The organism is Rhizobium leguminosarum bv. viciae (genome assembly GCF_012276115.1).
Taxonomy (GTDB): domain Bacteria; phylum Pseudomonadota; class Alphaproteobacteria; order Rhizobiales; family Rhizobiaceae; genus Rhizobium; species Rhizobium leguminosarum_T.
The window spans coordinates 46037-63712 of record NZ_WIEU01000029.1 but is presented as its reverse complement, the minus strand read 5'-3'; the positions used below and the strand labels follow the sequence as shown (position 1 = coordinate 63712).

Annotated in this window: 18 protein-coding genes and 1 pseudogene; 5 read left to right on the top strand and 14 right to left on the bottom strand. The window is 61.6% G+C overall.

Going from position 1 to position 17676, the window contains the following annotated elements:
• Window positions 1-1711, bottom strand: a 1711-nt coding sequence (gene traA / locus GFM02_RS31735; RefSeq protein ID WP_168323877.1) for a Ti-type conjugative transfer relaxase TraA, incomplete at its 3' end; no start/stop codon positions are given.
• A 218-nt stretch (window positions 1712-1929) separates the two neighbouring features.
• On the opposite strand from traA, the gene GFM02_RS35325 reads away from it, so the two are divergent.
• From GFM02_RS35325 to traG, 3 genes are read left to right on the top strand one after another with little or no spacing between them, the layout of a single operon-like run.
• Window positions 1930-2217 (top strand): TraC family protein, encoded by a 288-nt coding sequence (locus tag GFM02_RS35325; protein ID WP_168323882.1) that lies wholly within the window; start codon window positions 1930-1932, stop codon window positions 2215-2217.
• Window positions 2207-2446 carry a conjugal transfer protein TraD gene (locus tag GFM02_RS31725; RefSeq protein ID WP_168323876.1) on the top strand — a complete coding sequence of 80 codons (240 nt, stop codon included), beginning with the start codon at window positions 2207-2209 and terminating at the stop codon, window positions 2444-2446. The genes GFM02_RS35325 and GFM02_RS31725 overlap by 11 nt, the downstream gene beginning before the upstream one ends.
• On the top strand, window positions 2437-4356 hold the full coding sequence (gene traG / locus GFM02_RS31720) for a Ti-type conjugative transfer system protein TraG (protein ID WP_168323875.1): 1920 nt from the start codon (window positions 2437-2439) through the stop codon (window positions 4354-4356). The genes GFM02_RS31725 and traG overlap by 10 nt, the downstream gene beginning before the upstream one ends.
• A gap of 201 nt (window positions 4357-4557) precedes the next feature.
• On the opposite strand, the gene GFM02_RS31715 is transcribed toward traG, so the two are convergent.
• The 5 genes from GFM02_RS31715 to GFM02_RS31695 form a co-directional block, all read right to left on the bottom strand.
• The gene (locus GFM02_RS31715; RefSeq protein WP_168323874.1) at window positions 4558-4971 is read right to left on the bottom strand and encodes a hypothetical protein; all 414 of its coding nucleotides are present in this window, start codon (window positions 4969-4971) and stop codon (window positions 4558-4560) included.
• Window positions 4968-5237 (bottom strand): type II toxin-antitoxin system prevent-host-death family antitoxin, encoded by a 270-nt coding sequence (locus GFM02_RS31710; RefSeq protein ID WP_168323873.1) that lies wholly within the window; start codon window positions 5235-5237, stop codon window positions 4968-4970. The genes GFM02_RS31715 and GFM02_RS31710 overlap by 4 nt, the downstream gene beginning before the upstream one ends.
• Before the next feature lie 137 nt (window positions 5238-5374).
• A complete protein-coding gene (locus GFM02_RS31705; RefSeq protein ID WP_168323872.1) occupies window positions 5375-5851 on the bottom strand; it encodes a hypothetical protein in 477 nt (158 codons plus the stop codon).
• Window positions 5852-6171: 320 nt separating this feature from the next.
• A complete protein-coding gene (locus GFM02_RS34855; RefSeq protein ID WP_205930548.1) occupies window positions 6172-6339 on the bottom strand; it encodes a hypothetical protein in 168 nt (55 codons plus the stop codon).
• Window positions 6340-6743: 404 nt separating this feature from the next.
• Window positions 6744-7067, bottom strand: coding sequence for a DUF736 domain-containing protein (locus tag GFM02_RS31695; protein WP_064245684.1), 324 nt, complete (start codon window positions 7065-7067; stop codon window positions 6744-6746).
• A 642-nt stretch (window positions 7068-7709) separates the two neighbouring features.
• On the opposite strand from GFM02_RS31695, the gene GFM02_RS31690 reads away from it, so the two are divergent.
• Window positions 7710-7979 carry a WGR domain-containing protein gene (locus GFM02_RS31690; protein ID WP_432444458.1) on the top strand — a complete coding sequence of 90 codons (270 nt, stop codon included), beginning with the start codon at window positions 7710-7712 and terminating at the stop codon, window positions 7977-7979.
• 203 nt (window positions 7980-8182) lie between these two features.
• Here GFM02_RS31690 and GFM02_RS35320 read toward each other — a convergent pair.
• The 5 genes and pseudogenes from GFM02_RS35320 to GFM02_RS31665 form a co-directional block, all read right to left on the bottom strand.
• A pseudogene (locus GFM02_RS35320) lies at window positions 8183-8439 on the bottom strand (antitoxin of toxin-antitoxin stability system).
• Between the two features lie 195 nt (window positions 8440-8634).
• Window positions 8635-9006 (bottom strand): hypothetical protein, encoded by a 372-nt coding sequence (locus GFM02_RS31680; protein WP_348644002.1) that lies wholly within the window; start codon window positions 9004-9006, stop codon window positions 8635-8637.
• A gap of 146 nt (window positions 9007-9152) precedes the next feature.
• A complete protein-coding gene (locus GFM02_RS31675; protein ID WP_168323870.1) occupies window positions 9153-9437 on the bottom strand; it encodes a DUF1778 domain-containing protein in 285 nt (94 codons plus the stop codon).
• Between the two features lie 81 nt (window positions 9438-9518).
• Entirely contained in the window at window positions 9519-10460 is a 942-nt protein-coding gene (locus tag GFM02_RS31670; RefSeq protein WP_168323869.1) for a DUF2493 domain-containing protein, read from the bottom strand.
• Window positions 10461-10778: 318 nt separating this feature from the next.
• Window positions 10779-11816, bottom strand: coding sequence for a DUF7146 domain-containing protein (locus GFM02_RS31665; RefSeq protein ID WP_168323868.1), 1038 nt, complete (start codon window positions 11814-11816; stop codon window positions 10779-10781).
• Between the two features lie 330 nt (window positions 11817-12146).
• Between GFM02_RS31665 and GFM02_RS31660 the strand changes: the two genes are divergently transcribed.
• Complete coding sequence (locus GFM02_RS31660; protein WP_168323881.1) at window positions 12147-13337, top strand: DUF1173 domain-containing protein; 1191 nt, start codon at window positions 12147-12149, stop codon at window positions 13335-13337.
• Window positions 13338-13506: 169 nt separating this feature from the next.
• Here the strand turns inward: GFM02_RS31660 and GFM02_RS31655 are convergent, their stop codons facing one another.
• The 3 genes from GFM02_RS31655 to GFM02_RS31645 form a co-directional block, all read right to left on the bottom strand.
• On the bottom strand, window positions 13507-13950 hold the full coding sequence (locus GFM02_RS31655) for a DUF3846 domain-containing protein (RefSeq protein WP_168323867.1): 444 nt from the start codon (window positions 13948-13950) through the stop codon (window positions 13507-13509).
• A gap of 247 nt (window positions 13951-14197) precedes the next feature.
• Window positions 14198-15388, bottom strand: a complete 1191-nt coding sequence (locus tag GFM02_RS31650; RefSeq protein ID WP_168323866.1) for a DUF932 domain-containing protein — start codon at window positions 15386-15388, stop codon at window positions 14198-14200.
• 115 nt (window positions 15389-15503) lie between these two features.
• Complete coding sequence (locus GFM02_RS31645; protein ID WP_168323865.1) at window positions 15504-17651, bottom strand: ParB/RepB/Spo0J family partition protein; 2148 nt, start codon at window positions 17649-17651, stop codon at window positions 15504-15506.
• Window positions 17652-17676 lie beyond the last annotated feature (25 nt).

Here is a 17676-nt window from a genome sequence, read left to right as displayed (position 1 = left end):
GCCCGGCATAGGCATCGAGACCTTTCTCGATCTCGCCACGAGCAAAGAGCCGCGACGCCTCGCGCGCCCAGTCTTCCCGCTGACGGCGCACGCCGGCAAGTTCGGCAAAACCGATCCGTTCGGTGATTGCCCGGAACGCCGCACCCGCCTGGATCGGCTGCAGCTGCATCGCATCGCCGACCAGAACGACTTTCGCCCCCGCCTGTTCCACGAGCTTCAGCACGCGGGCCATCTGCTGCGACGACACCATTCCGGCCTCGTCGACAACCACCACGTCGCCGCGGTGAAGCGTCTCGTGTCCATTGGCCCAGATGAGTTCCCAGGAGGCGAGCGTCCGCGACCTGATGCCGGAGCTGTCTTCCAGCCCTTCGGCGGCCTTGCCCGCAAGTGCTGCACCGATGACCCTGCGGCCATCGCTTTCCCAGGCTACGCGTGCGGCTGCAAGCAGGGTCGATTTGCCGGCGCCAGCAAGGCCGACCACCGCGGCAATGCCGCTGTCCCCGGTAATATGACTGATGGCATTGATCTGTTCCGCATCGAGCTTGAAGGGCTTTTCGGGATCGCGGGTTTCGACGTTCTTGACGGCGGCCGCGACATGCCGTGACGAAAAGGCAAAACCCTTGTGCTCCGACAAGACTTGCGCCGACCGCGCCATGTCATATTCGATGCGCAGGATGTCTCGCGTCGTAAACACGGCGGGCTCCGTCGCCTGCCCCGTTGCGACGTCAAGCTGCTGTGGCTTCAGCAGGACCAGATCGTCCGACGCCATCAGCCGCGCCCGGATGTTGGCGAAGTCTAAGGGATCGTCGACCGTGCGATGCAACGCCTTGGCGATATCGCGCTCATCGAAGGTGGAGCGCTCGTTGCCGAGCTGTTTCAGCAGAAGCTCCGGCTCGGCAAGCAGCCGGTCGGCCATCTCCTGCCGGCGGGCGAGATCGGCCGGGGCGAAGTAGAGTTCCCGGCCCTTCCTGGCCAGAGCTGCCTTTTCCGGCCCGAGATGTTTTTGAGCGATGCCGTCCAGCCCCTGTTCGACATAGGAGCGGCCATCGAGCCGGATCTCATGACCGGCAAGCGCCAGGTGCCGGTTGGCCGTTTCCGCCCAGGCGACCTTCCATGCCTTCATGGTTTCCTTGTCGCCGGCCCAGAGCTTATAGACGATCCTGCCCTTTGGGCGGTCCGGCGTGACGACCCGCAACGGAGTGTCGTCTTCGCCGGTGACCGCCACCTTCTTGCGTCCAAATCCCTCTTCCGTCAGCGGTCTTAGCGTCGTCATCAGATGGATGTGTGGATTGCCGTCCTTGTCGTGAAACACCCAGTCGGCCGCCATGCCTTTAGACGTCAAATTGTCCCTCACGAACTCGCGCACCAGGGCGATATTCTCCGCCCGGGTCAGTTCCTCCGGCAAGGCGATGATCAGCTCGCGCGCCAGCTGCGCGTCCGCCCGCGTCTCGAAGGCATCGACCGCATTCCACAGCGCCTCGCTGGCGCCGGCAACGGAACGACCGTCGATCGCCGTCCGCAGCCAAGTGGGCATCTGCCCCGGCAGGGCCAGCTCCTCATGGATGAGTTCGGGGGCTCCGCCCCTGTAGCTGAAGGACGTACCGGCCCGCTCGTCCATCATCCGAGCGCGATGGCGATAGGCGGCAGCCGAGACGATGCTGCGTCCCGCTCCCTTGCTGATCACCTGCGCTCTGACGAACATGATCGCCACTGATGTCTCCGCATCGTCCAAGCACGTCGCGCCAGCGACGTATATTGCGCCCTCAAACCGATCGGACCGCAGGGCCAATACCGCTTTTCCGGAAGACGGCCAAGAGCCGGAATTCCGGCTGCGATATTTTCGGGCGAGTGCAAATTAGCCTATTTAACTATTTTATTCTAGACAGTATAATTGGCATTGAGGATGTTTCAGAAAAGGAGTTTCCAACGGTGGCCGTCAAATCATCGATTTCCGACCTCGATGCCCAGATCGAGAAGCTCAGAGAACGCAGGAGAAATTTGATCGTAAAATCCGCCGAGCGGTTTGCCCGCGCTGCGACGAAGTCGGGGCTGGCGGAAATGGAGATCGCCGACGAGGAGGTCGACCGGATCTTCGAAGAGATCTCTGCGCGATTTCGCAAAGATGAAAAGAAGGGGCCTGGTGGCACACCTCCTCAAACACGTCGACCATCAGATAGTGGGACTGGAGCGCCGTCGGAGGTTTCACATGACGGCTGACCGGAAGAGGCAAGCGCGCGAAAAATTTCTGCTCGGCGGTATCGTCGTCAAAGCCGGGCTGTCGAAGGCAGACCGGGCGTTCCTGCTCGGCGGCCTGATCGAACTGGCAAACGTGATGCCGGGCTCGCCCGAGCATCAGCGGCTGCGCGACATTGGCGAAGAGGCGTTCAAGGCCTCTTCGCGCGATCCTCTCTCGCTGGGCATAGAGGAGAACTCCGGATGGCGCTGAAGGGCCGGTTGCATCCGAGCCTGCTGCTCGTTCTTGTGCCGGTCGCGGTCACCGCCGTGACCGTCTATGTCACTGGCTGGCGATGGTCGGCACTGGCCCACGGCCTGTCGGGCAAGACGGAGTATTGGTTCCTGCGAGTCGCACCGGTGCCGACGCTTCTGTTCGGACCGCTCGCCGGGCTTCTGACCGTCTGGGCGTTGCCGCTGCATCGCCGGCGGCCGATCGCGATAGCCAGCCTCTTCTGCTTTCTCGCCATCGCCGGCTTCTATGCTCTGCGGGAATATGGACGTCTCGCGCCATCGGTGGAGAGCCGCACAGTCTCATGGGATCGGGCGCTTTCCTATCTCGACATGGTAGCGGTGATCGGCGCGCTGGCGGGATTCATGGTGACAGCAGTGGCGGCGCGCATCTCCGTCGTGGTACCCGAACAGGTCAAACGGGCGAAGGGCGGAACCTTCGGCGATGCCGATTGGCTTTCGATGTCGGCGGCGGCAAAACTCTTTCCGCCCGACGGTGAAATCGTCGTCGGCGAACGTTATCGCGTCGACAAGGAAGTTGTCTATCAACTGCCATTCGATCCGAACGATCCCAGCACATGGGGACGGGGCGGCAAGGCGCCGCTGCTCACCTACAGCCAAGACTTCGATTCCACCCATATGCTGTTCTTCGCCGGATCGGGCGGATACAAAACGACCAGCAATGTCCTGCCGACCGCGCTGCGTTACACCGGTCCTCTGATCTGCCTCGACCCTTCCACGGAGGTCGCACCGATGGTGCTCGAACACCGTACCCGCGTCCTCGGTCGCGAGATCATGGTGCTCGATCCGGCAAATCCGATCATAGGCTTCAACGTGCTGGACGGCATCGAGGCGTCGAAACAAAAGGAGGAAGATATCGTCGGTATCGCGCACATGCTGTTGTCGGAAAGCCTGCGTTTCGAAAGCTCGACCGGTTCCTACTTTCAAAACCAGGCGCACAATTTTCTCACGGGCCTGCTTGCTCACGTCATGCTGGCACCGGAATATGCCGGTCGGCGCAACCTGCGCAGTCTGAGGCAGATCGTATCCGAGCCGGAGCCGTCGGTGCTCGCCATGCTCCGCGACGTTCAGGAGCACTCCGCTTCGGCCTTCATCCGCGAAACGCTCGGCGTCTTCACCAACATGACCGAGCAGACCTTTTCGGGTGTCTATTCGACCGCCTCGAAGGATACGCAGTGGCTGTCGCTCGATAGTTATGCCGCCCTCGTCTGCGGCAATGCCTTCAAGTCGAGCGATATCGTATCGGCCAAGAAGGACGTCTTCCTCAATATCCCGGCGTCGATCCTGCGCTCCTATCCGGGCATCGGGCGCGTTATCATCGGCTCTCTGATCAACGCCATGGTCCAGGCCGATGGCGGCTTCAGCCGCCGGGCACTCTTCATGCTGGATGAGGTCGATCTGCTCGGCTACATGCGCGTGCTGGAGGAGGCGCGCGACCGCGGCCGCAAGTACGGGATCAGCATGATGCTGCTCTACCAATCGGTCGGACAGCTGGAGCGGCACTTCGGGAAGGATGGCGCGACGTCATGGATCGATGGCTGCGCCTTTGCCAGCTACGCTGCGATCAAGGCGTTGGATACCGCCCGGAACGTCTCTGCCCAATGCGGGGAAATGACTGTCGAGGTCCGGGGGCGTTCGCGCAATATCGGCTGGGACACGAAAAATGGCGGCACGCGCAAATCCGAGAGCGTCAATTTCCAGCGCCGGCCGCTGATCATGCCGCACGAGATCACCCAGTCGATGCGCAAGGACGAGCAGATCATCATCGTGCAGGGCCATAGCCCAATCCGCTGCGGCCGGGCGATCTACTTCCGGCGGAAGGATATGAATGCGGCAGCGAAGGCGAACCGTTTCGTCAAATCGGTGCCGTGAGTAACGGTTAATCCCGCAACTCGTCCTTGCCGACGCCTTTATCGATACCGCCGACGATAGCGGAAGGTATCGCCCATGCGTTCCGGCCGGATCAGCCCAACGGGCAAGACAAGATCGAAACTTTCGACGGGCAGAGCGGCGGAGGCTACTTGCGACGGCTGTTGCGGGCCAAGCGGGAACGAGGCTATCGCGAGCCAGAGGTCAGCGGAATCGGCTGACCTCCGTAGCCGACTTGCGGCGACTGATGAATTCGCGCAGCAGCGGCAGGAAGAAGGCTTTGCTGAAGCGGCCGATCGGCGGCTCAGACTCCAGATAGAATGAGTTTCCAACGACGTCGGTATTGAACTCATCGAAGATGATCCAAAGTCTGCGATCGGCATCGAGGCCGGCGCGGCGCCTTTCGATCACCGGCACTTCCACGGCAAACCGCGACGCCTCCGGCTGCTTGGTGGTGATGGGAAAGAAGAGCACCAGATCACCGTCCCGCCGCGGCATTCTCACGCCGACGGCGACCGGCCGCTCCTTGCGTCCTTCCGTCTCGCCACGCCCAGCCTCTCGCGCCCATAGGTAAGGATAGCGTATGACGCTTGCGGTCTGGATCAGCTCGTAGTTCATGAGCGGCCTGCCTCGTCCTCGCCGGCGTAGGCCTCGACGGCGTTTTCGAACTCGGCAAACAGTTCATCGGGTATCGTTTCGATCGTCCCGACGGTGCGCCGGTCCGACTGCTTCATCAGCCGCTGGTAGTCCTCGATATTCAGGAGAACCAGCCGGGGTTTATTCCGCTGAGTGATGGTCACTGGATGGCGCAGAGCCTCAGCAATGATGTCGCCAGATTTACGCGATAGATCGCTGGTTGAATAGGAACCGCTTGATTTAGACATAGGGGTTTCCTTTTTTGCTGTATTTGTTGTGATATACAATATTTACAACAATGCTGCAACTTTGCTCACAGTGCTTGAGCATCGCCAGTAGGAGGCGGCGGCGTCCGCCGCCTCTCTGGATCCGAGCGCCTTTATCGCTAGGATTGAACGGCGCGCACCAGAAGAACCGGAATACCGGTTGCCAACGTGATTTCCTTTGCGATCGACGACAGCGAGCCGAGCTCCTCTTCGGTCAGCGCGACCAGCTCCGGATAGGCGATATCGATACCACTATTATCCGCCGTCAAAGCGTTGATCCAGTCGCTGCCATTGATGCGGTATTCGTGGGTGTCGAAATCGATTTCGAGGTCGTCCAGAAGATTGATGCTGAAGCGCCCGAATATCTCCGTCTCGCCCTCCAACTGATAGGCGATGAATTCGTCATCACCGACGAGAAGGTTTCGTTCCAACTCCATGATGACACGGATCCGTGCGATTGCCGCCTCGAGCCCTTCAATCAGGCGGTCGTGAAGCGCTCGTGAGAAGTTGGTGTCGCCGCCGAAGCGATTTGCGAGGACGACGAGTCGGAAACCGGCAAGCTTGGCGTAAAGCATGAGGTTCTGGTCGGATGTCATAATGTGATCTCCTTCATGTTGATGACGGAGATCGGCCACTTTGTTGCAAAGAGGGGTCAAGGACCGCGGAACGCGGCTCGCAAGCGGGGGAACCGATTTTGTCGCTTGCGGCAAAATTGGGGGAGACCGCGCCGTCCTTGACGCCGGATTTGCTGGAGTAAAATAGGACGTCAGAGAGAGAAGAGACCCGCGGCCCCAAAAGGGGACGCGACCGTTTCCGGCGTCAGCCGGCGGGGAGTGTCGAGGGGTGAAACCCCTGATAGCCTGGCGGCCGGTCGATCCGGGCCGGCCAGGCTCACAAACACGGTGATAAGCCTCCGTCAGAACGGAGGCTCAGCCTCGATGCGGCGTTCCTGCTCGGCCCAGATCACCTCGCGTTCGGCCAGAGCCAGTTCGAGTTCGTTCTCGATCTGGCGACGCTCGGTTGGATCAGCGTTCCGCTGCTCGGCCTGCAGCAGCGCGATGACTTCGTCGATGCAAGTGGTCATTGTCGTCTCCTTGACGTTTGTGAAAGACGACGCTCGCGGCCATGACGGGATGGAGGGGTCAAGGATTGCGAAGCAACCGGCGGAGCCGGCGAGTGGGGGAGCCGATTTTGTCGAAGTGGAGGGGACCGGAGCGGAGACAAAATTGGGGGCACCGCTCGTCCTTGAGGTCTTCATGCCGCCATGGCACCCTCAGACGGACTGAGCAGATCCTCCCTCTCCGCATGGCACCGGAAAAGCCGGCAAGGGGCTCGAAGGCCGTTTCCGGCTTGGTATTAAGCCTTGCTGCGAAGATGCCGCCGCACCGTCTCCAGCAGGACATCACCGTGACATGGCAGCGGTGCGCACCAGAACGAACCGTCGCTGGTGAGAGCCGGCCCCGTTGCCGGGACCGGCTGTTGCGCGGCTCAGGCCGGGTTGTTCCAGAGGATGACCTTACGGTTCGGCTCACCGCCGGGAGCGGGGGCGAGGTTGCCGAAGATCACGCCGATCTCGGGGGCCTCCAGCTTCACCGAGAGGTATTCCTCGCCAGTCACGCGAGCGATGCGATTCCAGCCCGCGCCGATCTCGAAGCCGGTCTTGCGGTGGATGATGCGGTAGTCGGGAGCTTCCTCGCTCGTCTTGCTGGCGTTCGGGACGATGGCGATCGGGGCATTGACCCGGATGGTGGCGAAGATGCCTTCGAGGCTGCCGTCGGTCTTCTGTGTCAGGGTTGCGATCGTGGTGGCCATGGTATTGTCTCCTTCGGTTGCTCGGGACCATTCCCGATGGCGCCCGAAGAAGGGGCCGAGCCGCAGGCGTCACCGGAGCGCCAGCGCAGGAGAACCCCTTGCGGGTTGACGCTGATGGCGGCCGGTCCCTTAAAAAGGCGACATGGAGAACGGGAATGTCTCGGGAAATCGAAGGGCGGGACAAACCGTTATGGCCCCCCGGGGTCCGGCTCTGCGTGGGAGGTGGCTACGGGCTGTTGGAATGCCTCGCCACCATCCGGCGCTAAGACCTCGCCGCTCCTGGCCATCGCAAAGGAGAGGCGCTCAATGGTGCCCCATCATAATTTGTCGCTCGGCGGGACCGACGCGGTGATCGCATCGGCAACTGCAAACAGTGTGGCAATGTCGGGTGGAACTGGTCGCTCGGATCCAACACGCGATCCTTCGCGGACTCGCCCCCGGCGCCCGGTTGACGGATCCGACCAGTGTCCCGCCGGACATCCAGCCGTTGGAACACGGGCCTCGAGCGACCGAGGCCGGCTTCGTCGAGCGTTCTTCGCAGGCCCGTGACGTGCCAACACATCACAAAACGGAATCCATCGGCTGCAAAGGATTCAAAACTCTCGTTGGACAGGGTCGGTCCCCACGGGAATGATTCTCGGCATGACCCGAATGTCGTTCCACTTCCATTGCCAGCGCATCGATGCCAACCGCAACATGGCGCGCTATTACACGCTTGCAATCGAGCCGACCTTGTTCGGCGAAGCCGCGGTCTTGCGCAGTTGGGGACGGATCGGCAGACGTGGCGGCGAGAGGACCGACGCGTTCGGGACCGAGGAGGAAGCCGTCGCGCATTTTCTTGATCTTGCACGCCGGAAGCGCCGGAAGGGCTACAGGCCGACCAAGGCTGCGATGCCGCCGGTGATGGCCTGATGCGCGCGAAAACAGCGCGGCGATCGCCGCGCAAGGGGTCGTCACGTCCCAGACGCGAAGTCTGTACCACAGGCTTCGTGGAGCTGGCTCGCCGGTGAAATGGAGCGCGGTCGGCGAATACGCCGGATGCGCCCACACCCTGCTCACGCTTGAGGCGGATACCACAAAACTATTGCCCAGGTGGGGCTGGCGAAATTGAAGCTTCACCTTCCGTCTTCCAGCGCTTTCAGGACGACTGCGGGCAGGTTATCGAAATCGTCGGAAACTTTGATCTTGCTGCGCAAAGCGCCGGGTTGTGCACGGCCACGTCAACTGACGGCGGGCCGATTTCGGCAATGGCTTTGTGATGAGACGTCAGAACGAACCTCTGTCCATCCTGAACCTGCTTCAGGAAGGATGTCAGATTGCCGCGAAACTCCCGCACGCCCACACGGCGGGGAGATGATCGAGGTTCAGACATTGAATGGCTCCATGTTCGGCGGACTTGTGTACACAAGTTCATCGAAATGCCAGCTTTCTGTTCTCCGGATAGGATGAATTGGCCGACCGGAGGCTGCGATGTTGCCGGCGATCCGACAATATCGCTCGACGCGGAACGTCTATGCATAATCCTTCTCTCACGCATGATGGGACCGAGCTGGTCGCATGGCAACACTCAGACGGAGGCGCGGTCGGTCGAATAGGAGACCATCCATGCTCTGATGTCCGTCATCGGCCTCAGAAGGAGGGACTGGTTGTCGAGGGACGGAATGAAGCCCCAGCTCTGCCAGAAGCGCTCCGCCTCTTCATCGACGGCGCGAACGACGATCGCTCGCCCGCCGACCAGATCGGCGCCGGCGACGCAGCGACGAAAGACATACTTGGCAAGCGCCGTGCCGACACCGCGACCGACCTGGCGGTGATCAACGGCAAGCTGACCGATGAGCAGACACGGGGATCGGTTGGGCGACCCGTTCGGATCTTTCGGGTCACGACATTGGCGCGATGCGGGCAAGTCCCTAATAGCCGACGACCACGTCGTCGTCATGGATGACGAACACCCTCGTAAAATTATGCTGGTGGTTCGATCGGGCAAAGGTCGCAAGCCAGGCGTCGAGGGCAGGCTTGCTACAGCTGAACGACTCCAGGCGATGACGCTCCGCAAGCGGCTCGATCTGCGACAGGCCCAAAGCTTCAATGTTCCCAGGGTGCTTGACGCCGCAGGCGCTCGGCCACCTTGGCTGGCGCCGCGACTGACGGCGCTTCAATCGCCGCAACAAAAGCTTCGAAGGCATCAGTGGAAACGCGAATGACACTCTCGTTGAGGATCGCCGTCTGCGCCCCCTGCACCGCAGCCCGGCGGATGAACTCGGTTCGGGATAACCCAGTCAGGGCCGCTCCCATATCGATGATTGCGAGATCATCATCGCGGAAGCGTATGGAGACGGGCGTTTCCTTTCGAGCACTGGTAGCGGCCATGTTGGTTTCCTTGCTAGATGACGCAGAATGTAATGCAGAGCGCATTACTTGCAACGGTCGTCAGGCACAGAGAAGCGGCGCTCACGCGCCATCCTCCGCAGCCTGCCAGACCGGGATACCGAGCCGACGGGCCTTGTCGGCGAGATTGCCGGTGATGCCGGAGCCGGGAAAGATGACGACACCGGTCGGCATGACCGAGAGCATTTCGTCGTTGCGGCGAAACGGAGCGGCCTTGGCGTGCTTCGTCCAGTTCGGTTTGAAGGTGATCTGCGTCACCTTGCGGGCTTCCGCCCAGCAGGCGGCGATGCGTTCGGCGCCCTTCGGTGAGCCGCCGTGGAGCAGGACCATATCCGGATGTTTTGCATGGGCTTGATCGAGCTTCGCCCAGATGCGTTCGTGATCGTTGTAATCCATGCCGCCCGAGAAGGCGATCTTGGTCCCGGTCGGGATCAGCACCTCGGTCTCGGCGCGGCGGCGCGCAGAGAGGAAGTCCCTGGAGTCGATCATCGCCGCAGTCATGTTGGCGTGGCTGACCTTGGAGCCGGTGCGCGGCCGCCATGCCGATCCGGTCTGAGCCTCGAAGAGGTCGGCCGCGTAGTCGCGCATGAACTCGAAGGCGTTGCGGCGTTCGAGAAGCGTGATGCCTTCGGCGATCAGGCGCTCGAGTTCGACGCTCTTGACCTCCGAGCCGTCCTGCTCCCGCTGTCCGGTACGTTGTGCGTCCTCGTTGCGTTGCAGCTCGCGCTGGATGCGCTCGCCGGCCCGGTGGAAGAGATTGACCGTCGACCAGAGCAGATCTTCGAGATCAGGTTCCAGCCGCGTGTCGCCAAGCATCTCGAATAGCGCGTCGAAGATCGCAGTCAGCGCCGACTGGACGACCGGCTCTTCCGGGAGCGGCCGGGGGTCGGGCTCGTCCTGAAAGGGGCGATGGCCGTGGATCTGCATTTCGTAGATGAAGCGGTCGGTCGGAGAGGAGGCGTGGTGGGGCTCGTGAGCGTCGTCGATGGGAAGGGTCAAGTTCATGATGGTCTCCGTCGGTTGCGGCCGCGCCTCTCGCGGCCTGACGGCGAACCTGCTCTCGCGGAGAGGGGCCGGAACCGCGGCGCGAAGCGCTGCGGCCCAGCGCAGCGCCGGGCGGCGGAAGGAAGGTTTCTTGACCCGCGAGGAGCGCCGGCAAAGCCGGCGCGGGGAAGAAACCTGACTGACCCGCTGAAGGCCCGGTCGCCGCGTGATAAGGGTCGCTTCTCGGCAGGCCCGCGGGCGCGCCCACTGGGAGGAAGTGCCCATGGAACGGACTTCCCAGCTGCGACGACCGCCACTATTGCCGGCCGTTTCGCCCATTCACGCCGGCAGAAAAGCCATCGCATCTTCCGGAACGAGTTGAGCCCGCAGGCTCCCAATCAGCCGCTCCGGGCCGAGCCAGCGCAGATCCTCGTTGAAGTCGCCGAGCTCGGGGGCGAGCACGAGCGGCAAGATCCCAAGCGCTTGCGCTCGGCGGCTCAACCCCTCGATCCCATGCCGACCGGCGGCATCGGCGTCACCGGCGATATAAAGGCGTAGACACCCGACCGGAGGCGATAAAGCCCCGAGGTGGTTGGCGGTGAGTGCGGCAGCCATAGGCAGGCCGGGCATCACGTGAGACAGCGAAAGCATGGTTTCGAGGCCTTCGCCCGCCACCACGAGCGGCACAGGTCCGTTGATCGGAAAATGAAGGCGCACGGCGTTGCCGAGAAGACCGCCAAGGGCGCGGCGGGGGTCCTCGACCTTGGCCTTTCCCTCGCCGCCAGGATCCAGCCAAGTGCGGTGCACGCCGGTGATCTGCCCATGAGGATCGGTGACGGCCGCGATCAGGGCTGGATAGCTGGTCGTTCGGGAGGACCCCAGATCCCGATAGTAGCAGGACGGATGGAAGCCAAGCGCCGCATGCGTCGATGCCTGCAGGATGCCCCGCTCGCGCAGATAGGCATCTGCAAGGGTGCCTGCCAACGGCTGCGTCATGGCGAACAGGCGCCTCGCGCGTTCCGCCGCCGGTTTCTCGACCGGCGGATAGTCGGGGGCGCCGCCCCTGCGGGACGTCGCCGGTTCGGATTGCGGAAGGCTCAGGAAATGCCGTGCTTCATCGGCAACATCGCGAAAGTCGACAAGACCGCAGGTTTCCCGAACGAGATCGAGCAGATCGCCATATTGTCCGGTCGCCGCGTCCGTCCATCTGCCGGCACGAGGGCCGAAGAGGTAGACGTAAAGCGATCGGCCTTTGCTGTTGGCGACATCGCCAACAATCCAGTAATTGCCGGCCCGACGGCCGGCGGAGAGGTAGTGGCGGCAGACCGCCTCGGCGTCGCGCGCGAGACGGTCCGCCAGCTCGGAGGCGGATAACATCGCAGAAAATCCTAGCAAGAGTGAGAACGAACCGACCTGCCCAGGCGCTCTCCAAGCGCTGCCAGGTCAAGCCTTCCCAGCCGCTCTCTCGCTCTTCCGCCAAGCCTACCGCCGATTCCTCCTGCAACCGACAGGTTCCTGACCTCCAATTATCATGTCGAATAGTTCCAATTTTCAGTAGGCAGAAACGGCAGCCTATTCGCTTCCTGCCGATGCGAAGCGCCGCAGCCAGCCTATTATACTGATTAATTTACGCTAGTATTATCCCGCGAGTTTGTGCTACGTCCTATCCGGCTTGATCAGCGTTCGGTGACCGAAGCGAGGGACGATGTGCGACAATTTTTGATCGGCAAAGAGCCGTTGGACGAAACCACTCCAGAGTTTCAGTCGCAGCTCGAACGTGCTTATGAACAGAAGCTCAGGCCACTTTGCAGGTGCAAGGAACCGCCGGTTCCGATGTACATCGCTCGGGTCGACGGTCAATTTCTGGTCAAGCGAATGCCGTTTTCCGGACGTGATCATGACGCGTCCTGCCCGTCCTACGAGCCGCCCTACGAGTTGTCGGGCCTCGGCCCTCTCATTGGAAACGCCATTCAGATCGATGCGACCACGGGCTCGGCAGTCTTGAAACTTGACTTTTCGCTATCGAAACGGAGCAATCGAACGGTGGCGGCATCGCCGACGGAACCCTCCGAGAGCGTCCGCAACGAACCGAAGAAGCTGTCGCTGAAGGCGATGCTTCATTATCTGTGGGATGTCGGGGAACTGACGGAATGGACGTCGTTATGGGCGGGAAAGCGCGGATGGGGCCGGGTTCGCAGCGGCCTGCTCAGTGCCGCGCGGCAGATGACGGTCCGCGGCAACCTACTCTATGACGTCTTGTTCGTGCCGGAGGTGTTTCATCAGGAAGACCGGGAGAAAATAGCATCCCGCCGGGCTGCAGCACTCGCCGGCGCCCAGGCATCCGCTTCAGGACCGCGGCGGCTGATGATCGCCGTGGCTGAGGTCAAAGAGTTCGCTCCCACGCGAGATGGACAGAAAATTATCGTCCGCCACCTGCCCTTCCCCTTTGTGGTCGAGCAAGGGACGTGGAAGCGACTGAGCGCCAGATATGAGACGGAACTCGAATTGTGGCGGTCGAGCGATGGACTCCATTTGATCCTGATTGCGACATTTGGAATTTCCGGCGCGGGAATCGCCGCGATCGAGGAAATTGCGATGATGGTCGTCAATGAGAACTGGATTCCGTTCGAAAGCGTTCATGAGCAGCGTCTCCTGGAGAGGCTGTCAGGTTTGAGACGCAAGAGCGTCAAAGGCTTGCGTTTCAATCTTTCGCGAGAGCAGCCGATCGTATCCGTGACACTGCCTGAACAACGACCTGCACCGGTCGCCATGTTTATCGTGCCGGCATGCTCCAATGGCGAGTACGAGGCTGCGCTGGCCGAGATGATCGAAGGCCGCCCGGAGATGACGCCGTGGATTTGGCGTGTCTCCGCGGGCGATATGCCTTCCCTGCCCTGACGGAGCCGGGACACCCGCAACCGGTCGCACAGAAGGCATTGATGAAACCCTGCAGGTCATGACGACGGTGATTGCCATCGCTCGGCAATCACCGTCGAAGCCAGGTATCGTGCTGGATCCGCGACAAGGGTCGCAAACAGAAAGCCCCCAGCTGAATTGTGCAATGAACTCAGTGGGTCGCCTCATCGATAACGGTTGGTCGCCGGTGCTCGAGGCGCACCTCCATAGCGCTCAAGCGTGTGCCAAAGATGCGGGGACCGTTCAAAGCTTCGAAGACCGGATGAAACACCGGCCTGACGATGGTGAGCCGTCCGGCAACCTCGTCGATTACATTCGCCACATCGACGATCTCGCCATTCTCATCGGTACCGATGATAAGCAGTATGCCGCCGAGAGGAGATGGGTAGCCATCGAGCTGCGTAAAGCTGGGCAGCGTTTCCTCCAAACCGTTGTCATCGACGACGATCGCCTGCTGATCGTCGATACGAACCATGTCGATGAGATCGCATCCGATCAGGGTTCTGATGCTATCGAGGCGGTTTTCCTCCGGAATGGCGACCATACGGATCGTGCCGGTCATCGGTTCGACGAGATAGGCCTTGGTGGTTTTCATTGTGGTTCTCCTGAGCGCGGACAGTTTCGCCGGCACCGGAGCACGCGCTCCCACCTCCGATCGGGCGCGCCGGCTAGGCCCGCCTCTACCTCTCTCCGCAATCTCGCGCTCGCGCAGACGGAAACCTCGAATTTCGAGGTTTCCCATTCGAGCGCCTCTCCAAAAAACAAGAGAGTCCGGCACGGGGCCGGACAAATGGTCGAAACCAGAAATTATGAGACTGCAGCCTCAGGCGGCCGCATGGTTGTTAGGAGGCGCTTTCGAGCAGCCTTTTCGCCTTGCCTTCGAGTTCCAGCCGAGTGTCCTGATGGGTCTTGTCACGCGCAAGCGCGGTGATCCCCTGGACAAAATCGAAGATCGATTCCGGCGGGCGGCCCTCTTCGGAGAGAACCGTCTCGATGATCCTGCCGGTTTCGCTTTTGGAAAATCCGCGCTGGCGCAGGAAGGTGTGGCGATCCTCGTCGTTGCGGGCGACGATCCGTTCGCGGGCTGCCCGAATGCCGGCAACGAAGGCCGCTGGCGAGGAATTGGCGAAGCTCGTCAACGCCGGCGCAGCCTCGTGCGCGAAACGCTCGGCCGCAAACTTCGAATGGCGGATAGTGATCTCCTCAAAGTTTTCCGAGCCCCAAATATTGCGGTTGGCGCACACTGCGCGGAGGTAGAAGGAAGCGATGCCGAGAGTCTTCGATCCAACCTCGGAATTCCACGCATAGAAGCCGCGGAAGAACAGATCCGGCTCGCCGTTGGGCAGACGTCCCGCCTCGATCGGGTGGGTATCGTCGACCAGGAACACGAAGACATCGCGATCGGAGGCAAAGAGCGTCGTCGTGTCCTTGCTGATGTCGACAAACGGATTGTGGGTCATGCTCGCCCAGTCGAGGAGACCGGGGACCTTCCAAATCGTGTCGCCGGTTCCATCGCCGGCAATCTTCATCACAGCTGCCACCAGTTCGTGGTCCCAGATACGGCCGTATTCCGGGCCGGTCACGGCCCGAAGCTCGATGCGACCGTCATCCATTTCCAGAGTCTTCACCAGTTCAGCCCGATGGTTGAGAAGACCATGCTGCAGATTGATGGCGGCAAGCGGCGCAGGAACCTGACGCATGTAGGTCGCCGGGGCTCCGACTAAGCTGCAGAGCTGGCCATAGCTCCAGTGCGTCGGCGCGATCGGCTGCCGGTCGCCGGGAACGATCAGCTCGAGGCGCTCGACGTTGTCGCGTGTCGCCTCGACCCGGATCGCCGAACTTTCGACGGTTCGCGCTCGAGCATGGTCGGCTCGGCTCTTCACCGCATGGTGGAGCTCGGAAAGCGACAGATATCGCTCGTCGTCGGGACGCGAGAACCATTCGGACGAGACGCGGCCAATGCGTTGCCCGCGCGAAATATCGACCTTGAAGCTGGATGAAACCGGGCTGGAAATGGAAAGCGTGGCGTTCATTATGATGTCTCCTGAAACGAAAGAGCCCGGCGCGATGGCCGGGCGGTGTTGAGATTGAAGTGGGATTGGTGAGAGCCCGGCGACGATGCCGGGCTACGATGATCAACTGCGGAGATTATTCGGCAGCGTCGAGATGGCTGTAACCATCGTCGTCATGCGCGTCCCGATGCTGATCGGAGAGATCGGCGGCGTCGGCCGGAAAGGCTGGAAGGTCGCCTACCTTGGCCTCGTCGACGGGATCGTCTCCGGCTTCATCAGCCGCAGGAGAAACGTCATGGGAAGCAGCCTCCTCGCCGATGGTCCGCAACGGCTCGGCGAGCCAGCCGCTGCCATCGAGCAGACGCTCGGCCTCACGGGCCATGTCCTGCTTCTTCAGGTGATCGATCAGCTGGGCCGACTGCTCACCCTTGGCTTCACCCACGGCTTGCAGGATATGCGCCTTGGTGACGCGGCCGAGATAATTGTCGACCGTCGGCACCCATCCGGCCGTGACCATGTCGAAGCCGATCGAGCGAGCAACCTGATCGGCATGGGCGATGGCGCTTGTGCGCTTGTTCCACGGCTCGATCACGACGTTGACGGAGAGCGATGCGCAATGGGCGAAGAGCGCCTGCCGGCTGACGCTGTCGAGCGCGACCAGATAGCCCCAGAGCTCCTCGGGCTTCTTCGGCAGATCCTGACCCCATGCCTCCTGCCGCTGATCGATCTCCTTGGCCCAGAGCGTGTCGCCAAGGCCCTGCGACTGGCTGAACTTCGCACTCTGCAGGGTCAGCTCCAGACATGATTCCGAGCCGTAGAGATAAAAGATCTTCAGGACGAAGGCGTGCAGCACCGCGACGAAGGCGATGACCGGATCATTGGCGAGCGCGTTGCGCAGCGCCACAGTGCGGGTCGCCGTGAGATCCATGACAAGGCGATCGGAGAGCGGCCGAACGGTGTCGTCCTCCTCCGCCAGCGGGTCATCGGAGACGGGCTTGCCGTTCACCGAGATGTCGTCGGCAGAAGACGAAACATCGTCAGCCTCGCCGATATCGCCATCGGCATCCCCCGGATCGTTACCCTCTGTTTTCACCTGCGGCTCGTCATCGGGCCGGATAAAGCCACGTTCGATCTTCAGCTCGCCGTTGGCGGCAAGAGAGATGAAGGCGCCGCCGCGAGCAACCTCGTCCGGGTCGAAGATATAAGGCCGGTCATTGAGTTGGTCGAGCTCATTTCCCAGTTCTTCAAGCCGGCGCTCGATCTCCTCAGAATAGCTTTCGGCTTCGGCATAGTCCGCGTCGAGCTTGTCGTACTCGACCTTCAGCGTATCACGACGGGTAAGCTCCTCCTCGCTGAACTCCTGCTGCTCGCCATAGAAACGACGAAGACCGGACGTGTGGCCGTAGGGGAAGTCGAAAGCGGCTTCGACCCACTTCCAGCCTTCTTCCATTTTCAACGCTTCGGCATCTGCCCTCAGCTTCTCGACCCCGAGCTGCTCAAGCAGCACCGGATCCTGCAGCCAGCCGCCATTGTCCTCATCGAAGAGGTCGCGCATCACTACGCCGCCGGCCGCTTCATAGGCCTTGACGCCGGCATAGATGGCACGGCGATCGCCTGCGCGGATCGCCGTCTCCGTCAGCAGCCTGCGAATATAATACGGGTCTTGGGCGTGCTGACGCGAGAGCGTATCCCAGACCTGTTCCTGCCGGATATGGTCGTTGGTGATCGAGAAAGCCATGATCTGTTCGAGCTTCATCTCATCATTGGCGTAGAGGTCGAGTAGCCGCGGCGACACGGAAGCGAGCCTCAGCCGCTGCCGGACGGTCGCGACCGAGACGAAGAAGCGAGCGGCGATTTCCTCCTCGCCCAGGCCCTGCTCGCGAAGCGTCTGGAAGGCACGGTATTGGTCGAGCGGGTGAAGGTCGACACGCTGGACGTTCTCAGCGAGAGAATCGTCTTCGGCCGAGGTCTCGTCGCCACGCTTGACGATGCAGGGAACAGGTTCCGTCTTCGCCATGCGCTTCTGCAAAACCAGCAGTTCGAGCGCGCGGTATCGCCTGCCGCCGGCGGGAATATGAAACCTGCCGGTTTCCTCCCCGTTTTCGCCGAGGATCGGGCGAACGCTGAGGCTCTGCAGAAGCTTGCGACGGGCGATATCGTCGGCAAGATCCTCGATCGAAACACCCGCCTTGACGTTGCGGACGTTTTGCTGCGAGAGTTCGAGCTTGTCGAAGGGGATATCCTCCGAACGGTTCAGGGTGATCTTCTGAACGGCTTTGGCCATTTCATTTCTCCGTGGCGGGCCGGCT

What these genes read in the sequence shown, in the direction of transcription:
- GFM02_RS31725 (WP_168323876.1), top strand. Translation starts at nt 2,207, where the DNA reads ATGACGGCTGACCGGAAGAGGCAAGCGCGCGAAAAATTTCTGCTCGGC.
- traG (WP_168323875.1), top strand. Translation starts at nt 2,437, where the DNA reads ATGGCGCTGAAGGGCCGGTTGCATCCGAGCCTGCTGCTCGTTCTTGTG.
- GFM02_RS31715 (WP_168323874.1), bottom strand. Translation starts at nt 4,971, where the DNA reads ATGAACTACGAGCTGATCCAGACCGCAAGCGTCATACGCTATCCTTAC.
- GFM02_RS31710 (WP_168323873.1), bottom strand. Translation starts at nt 5,237, where the DNA reads ATGTCTAAATCAAGCGGTTCCTATTCAACCAGCGATCTATCGCGTAAA.
- GFM02_RS31705 (WP_168323872.1), bottom strand. Translation starts at nt 5,851, where the DNA reads ATGACATCCGACCAGAACCTCATGCTTTACGCCAAGCTTGCCGGTTTC.
- GFM02_RS34855 (WP_205930548.1), bottom strand. Translation starts at nt 6,339, where the DNA reads ATGACCACTTGCATCGACGAAGTCATCGCGCTGCTGCAGGCCGAGCAG.
- GFM02_RS31695 (WP_064245684.1), bottom strand. Translation starts at nt 7,067, where the DNA reads ATGGCCACCACGATCGCAACCCTGACACAGAAGACCGACGGCAGCCTC.
- GFM02_RS31690 (WP_432444458.1), top strand. Translation starts at nt 7,710, where the DNA reads ATGACCCGAATGTCGTTCCACTTCCATTGCCAGCGCATCGATGCCAAC.
- GFM02_RS31680 (WP_348644002.1), bottom strand. Translation starts at nt 9,006, where the DNA reads ATGACGACGACGTGGTCGTCGGCTATTAGGGACTTGCCCGCATCGCGC.
- GFM02_RS31675 (WP_168323870.1), bottom strand. Translation starts at nt 9,437, where the DNA reads ATGGCCGCTACCAGTGCTCGAAAGGAAACGCCCGTCTCCATACGCTTC.
- GFM02_RS31670 (WP_168323869.1), bottom strand. Translation starts at nt 10,460, where the DNA reads ATGAACTTGACCCTTCCCATCGACGACGCTCACGAGCCCCACCACGCC.
- GFM02_RS31665 (WP_168323868.1), bottom strand. Translation starts at nt 11,816, where the DNA reads ATGTTATCCGCCTCCGAGCTGGCGGACCGTCTCGCGCGCGACGCCGAG.
- GFM02_RS31655 (WP_168323867.1), bottom strand. Translation starts at nt 13,950, where the DNA reads ATGAAAACCACCAAGGCCTATCTCGTCGAACCGATGACCGGCACGATC.
- GFM02_RS31650 (WP_168323866.1), bottom strand. Translation starts at nt 15,388, where the DNA reads ATGAACGCCACGCTTTCCATTTCCAGCCCGGTTTCATCCAGCTTCAAG.
- GFM02_RS31645 (WP_168323865.1), bottom strand. Translation starts at nt 17,651, where the DNA reads ATGGCCAAAGCCGTTCAGAAGATCACCCTGAACCGTTCGGAGGATATC.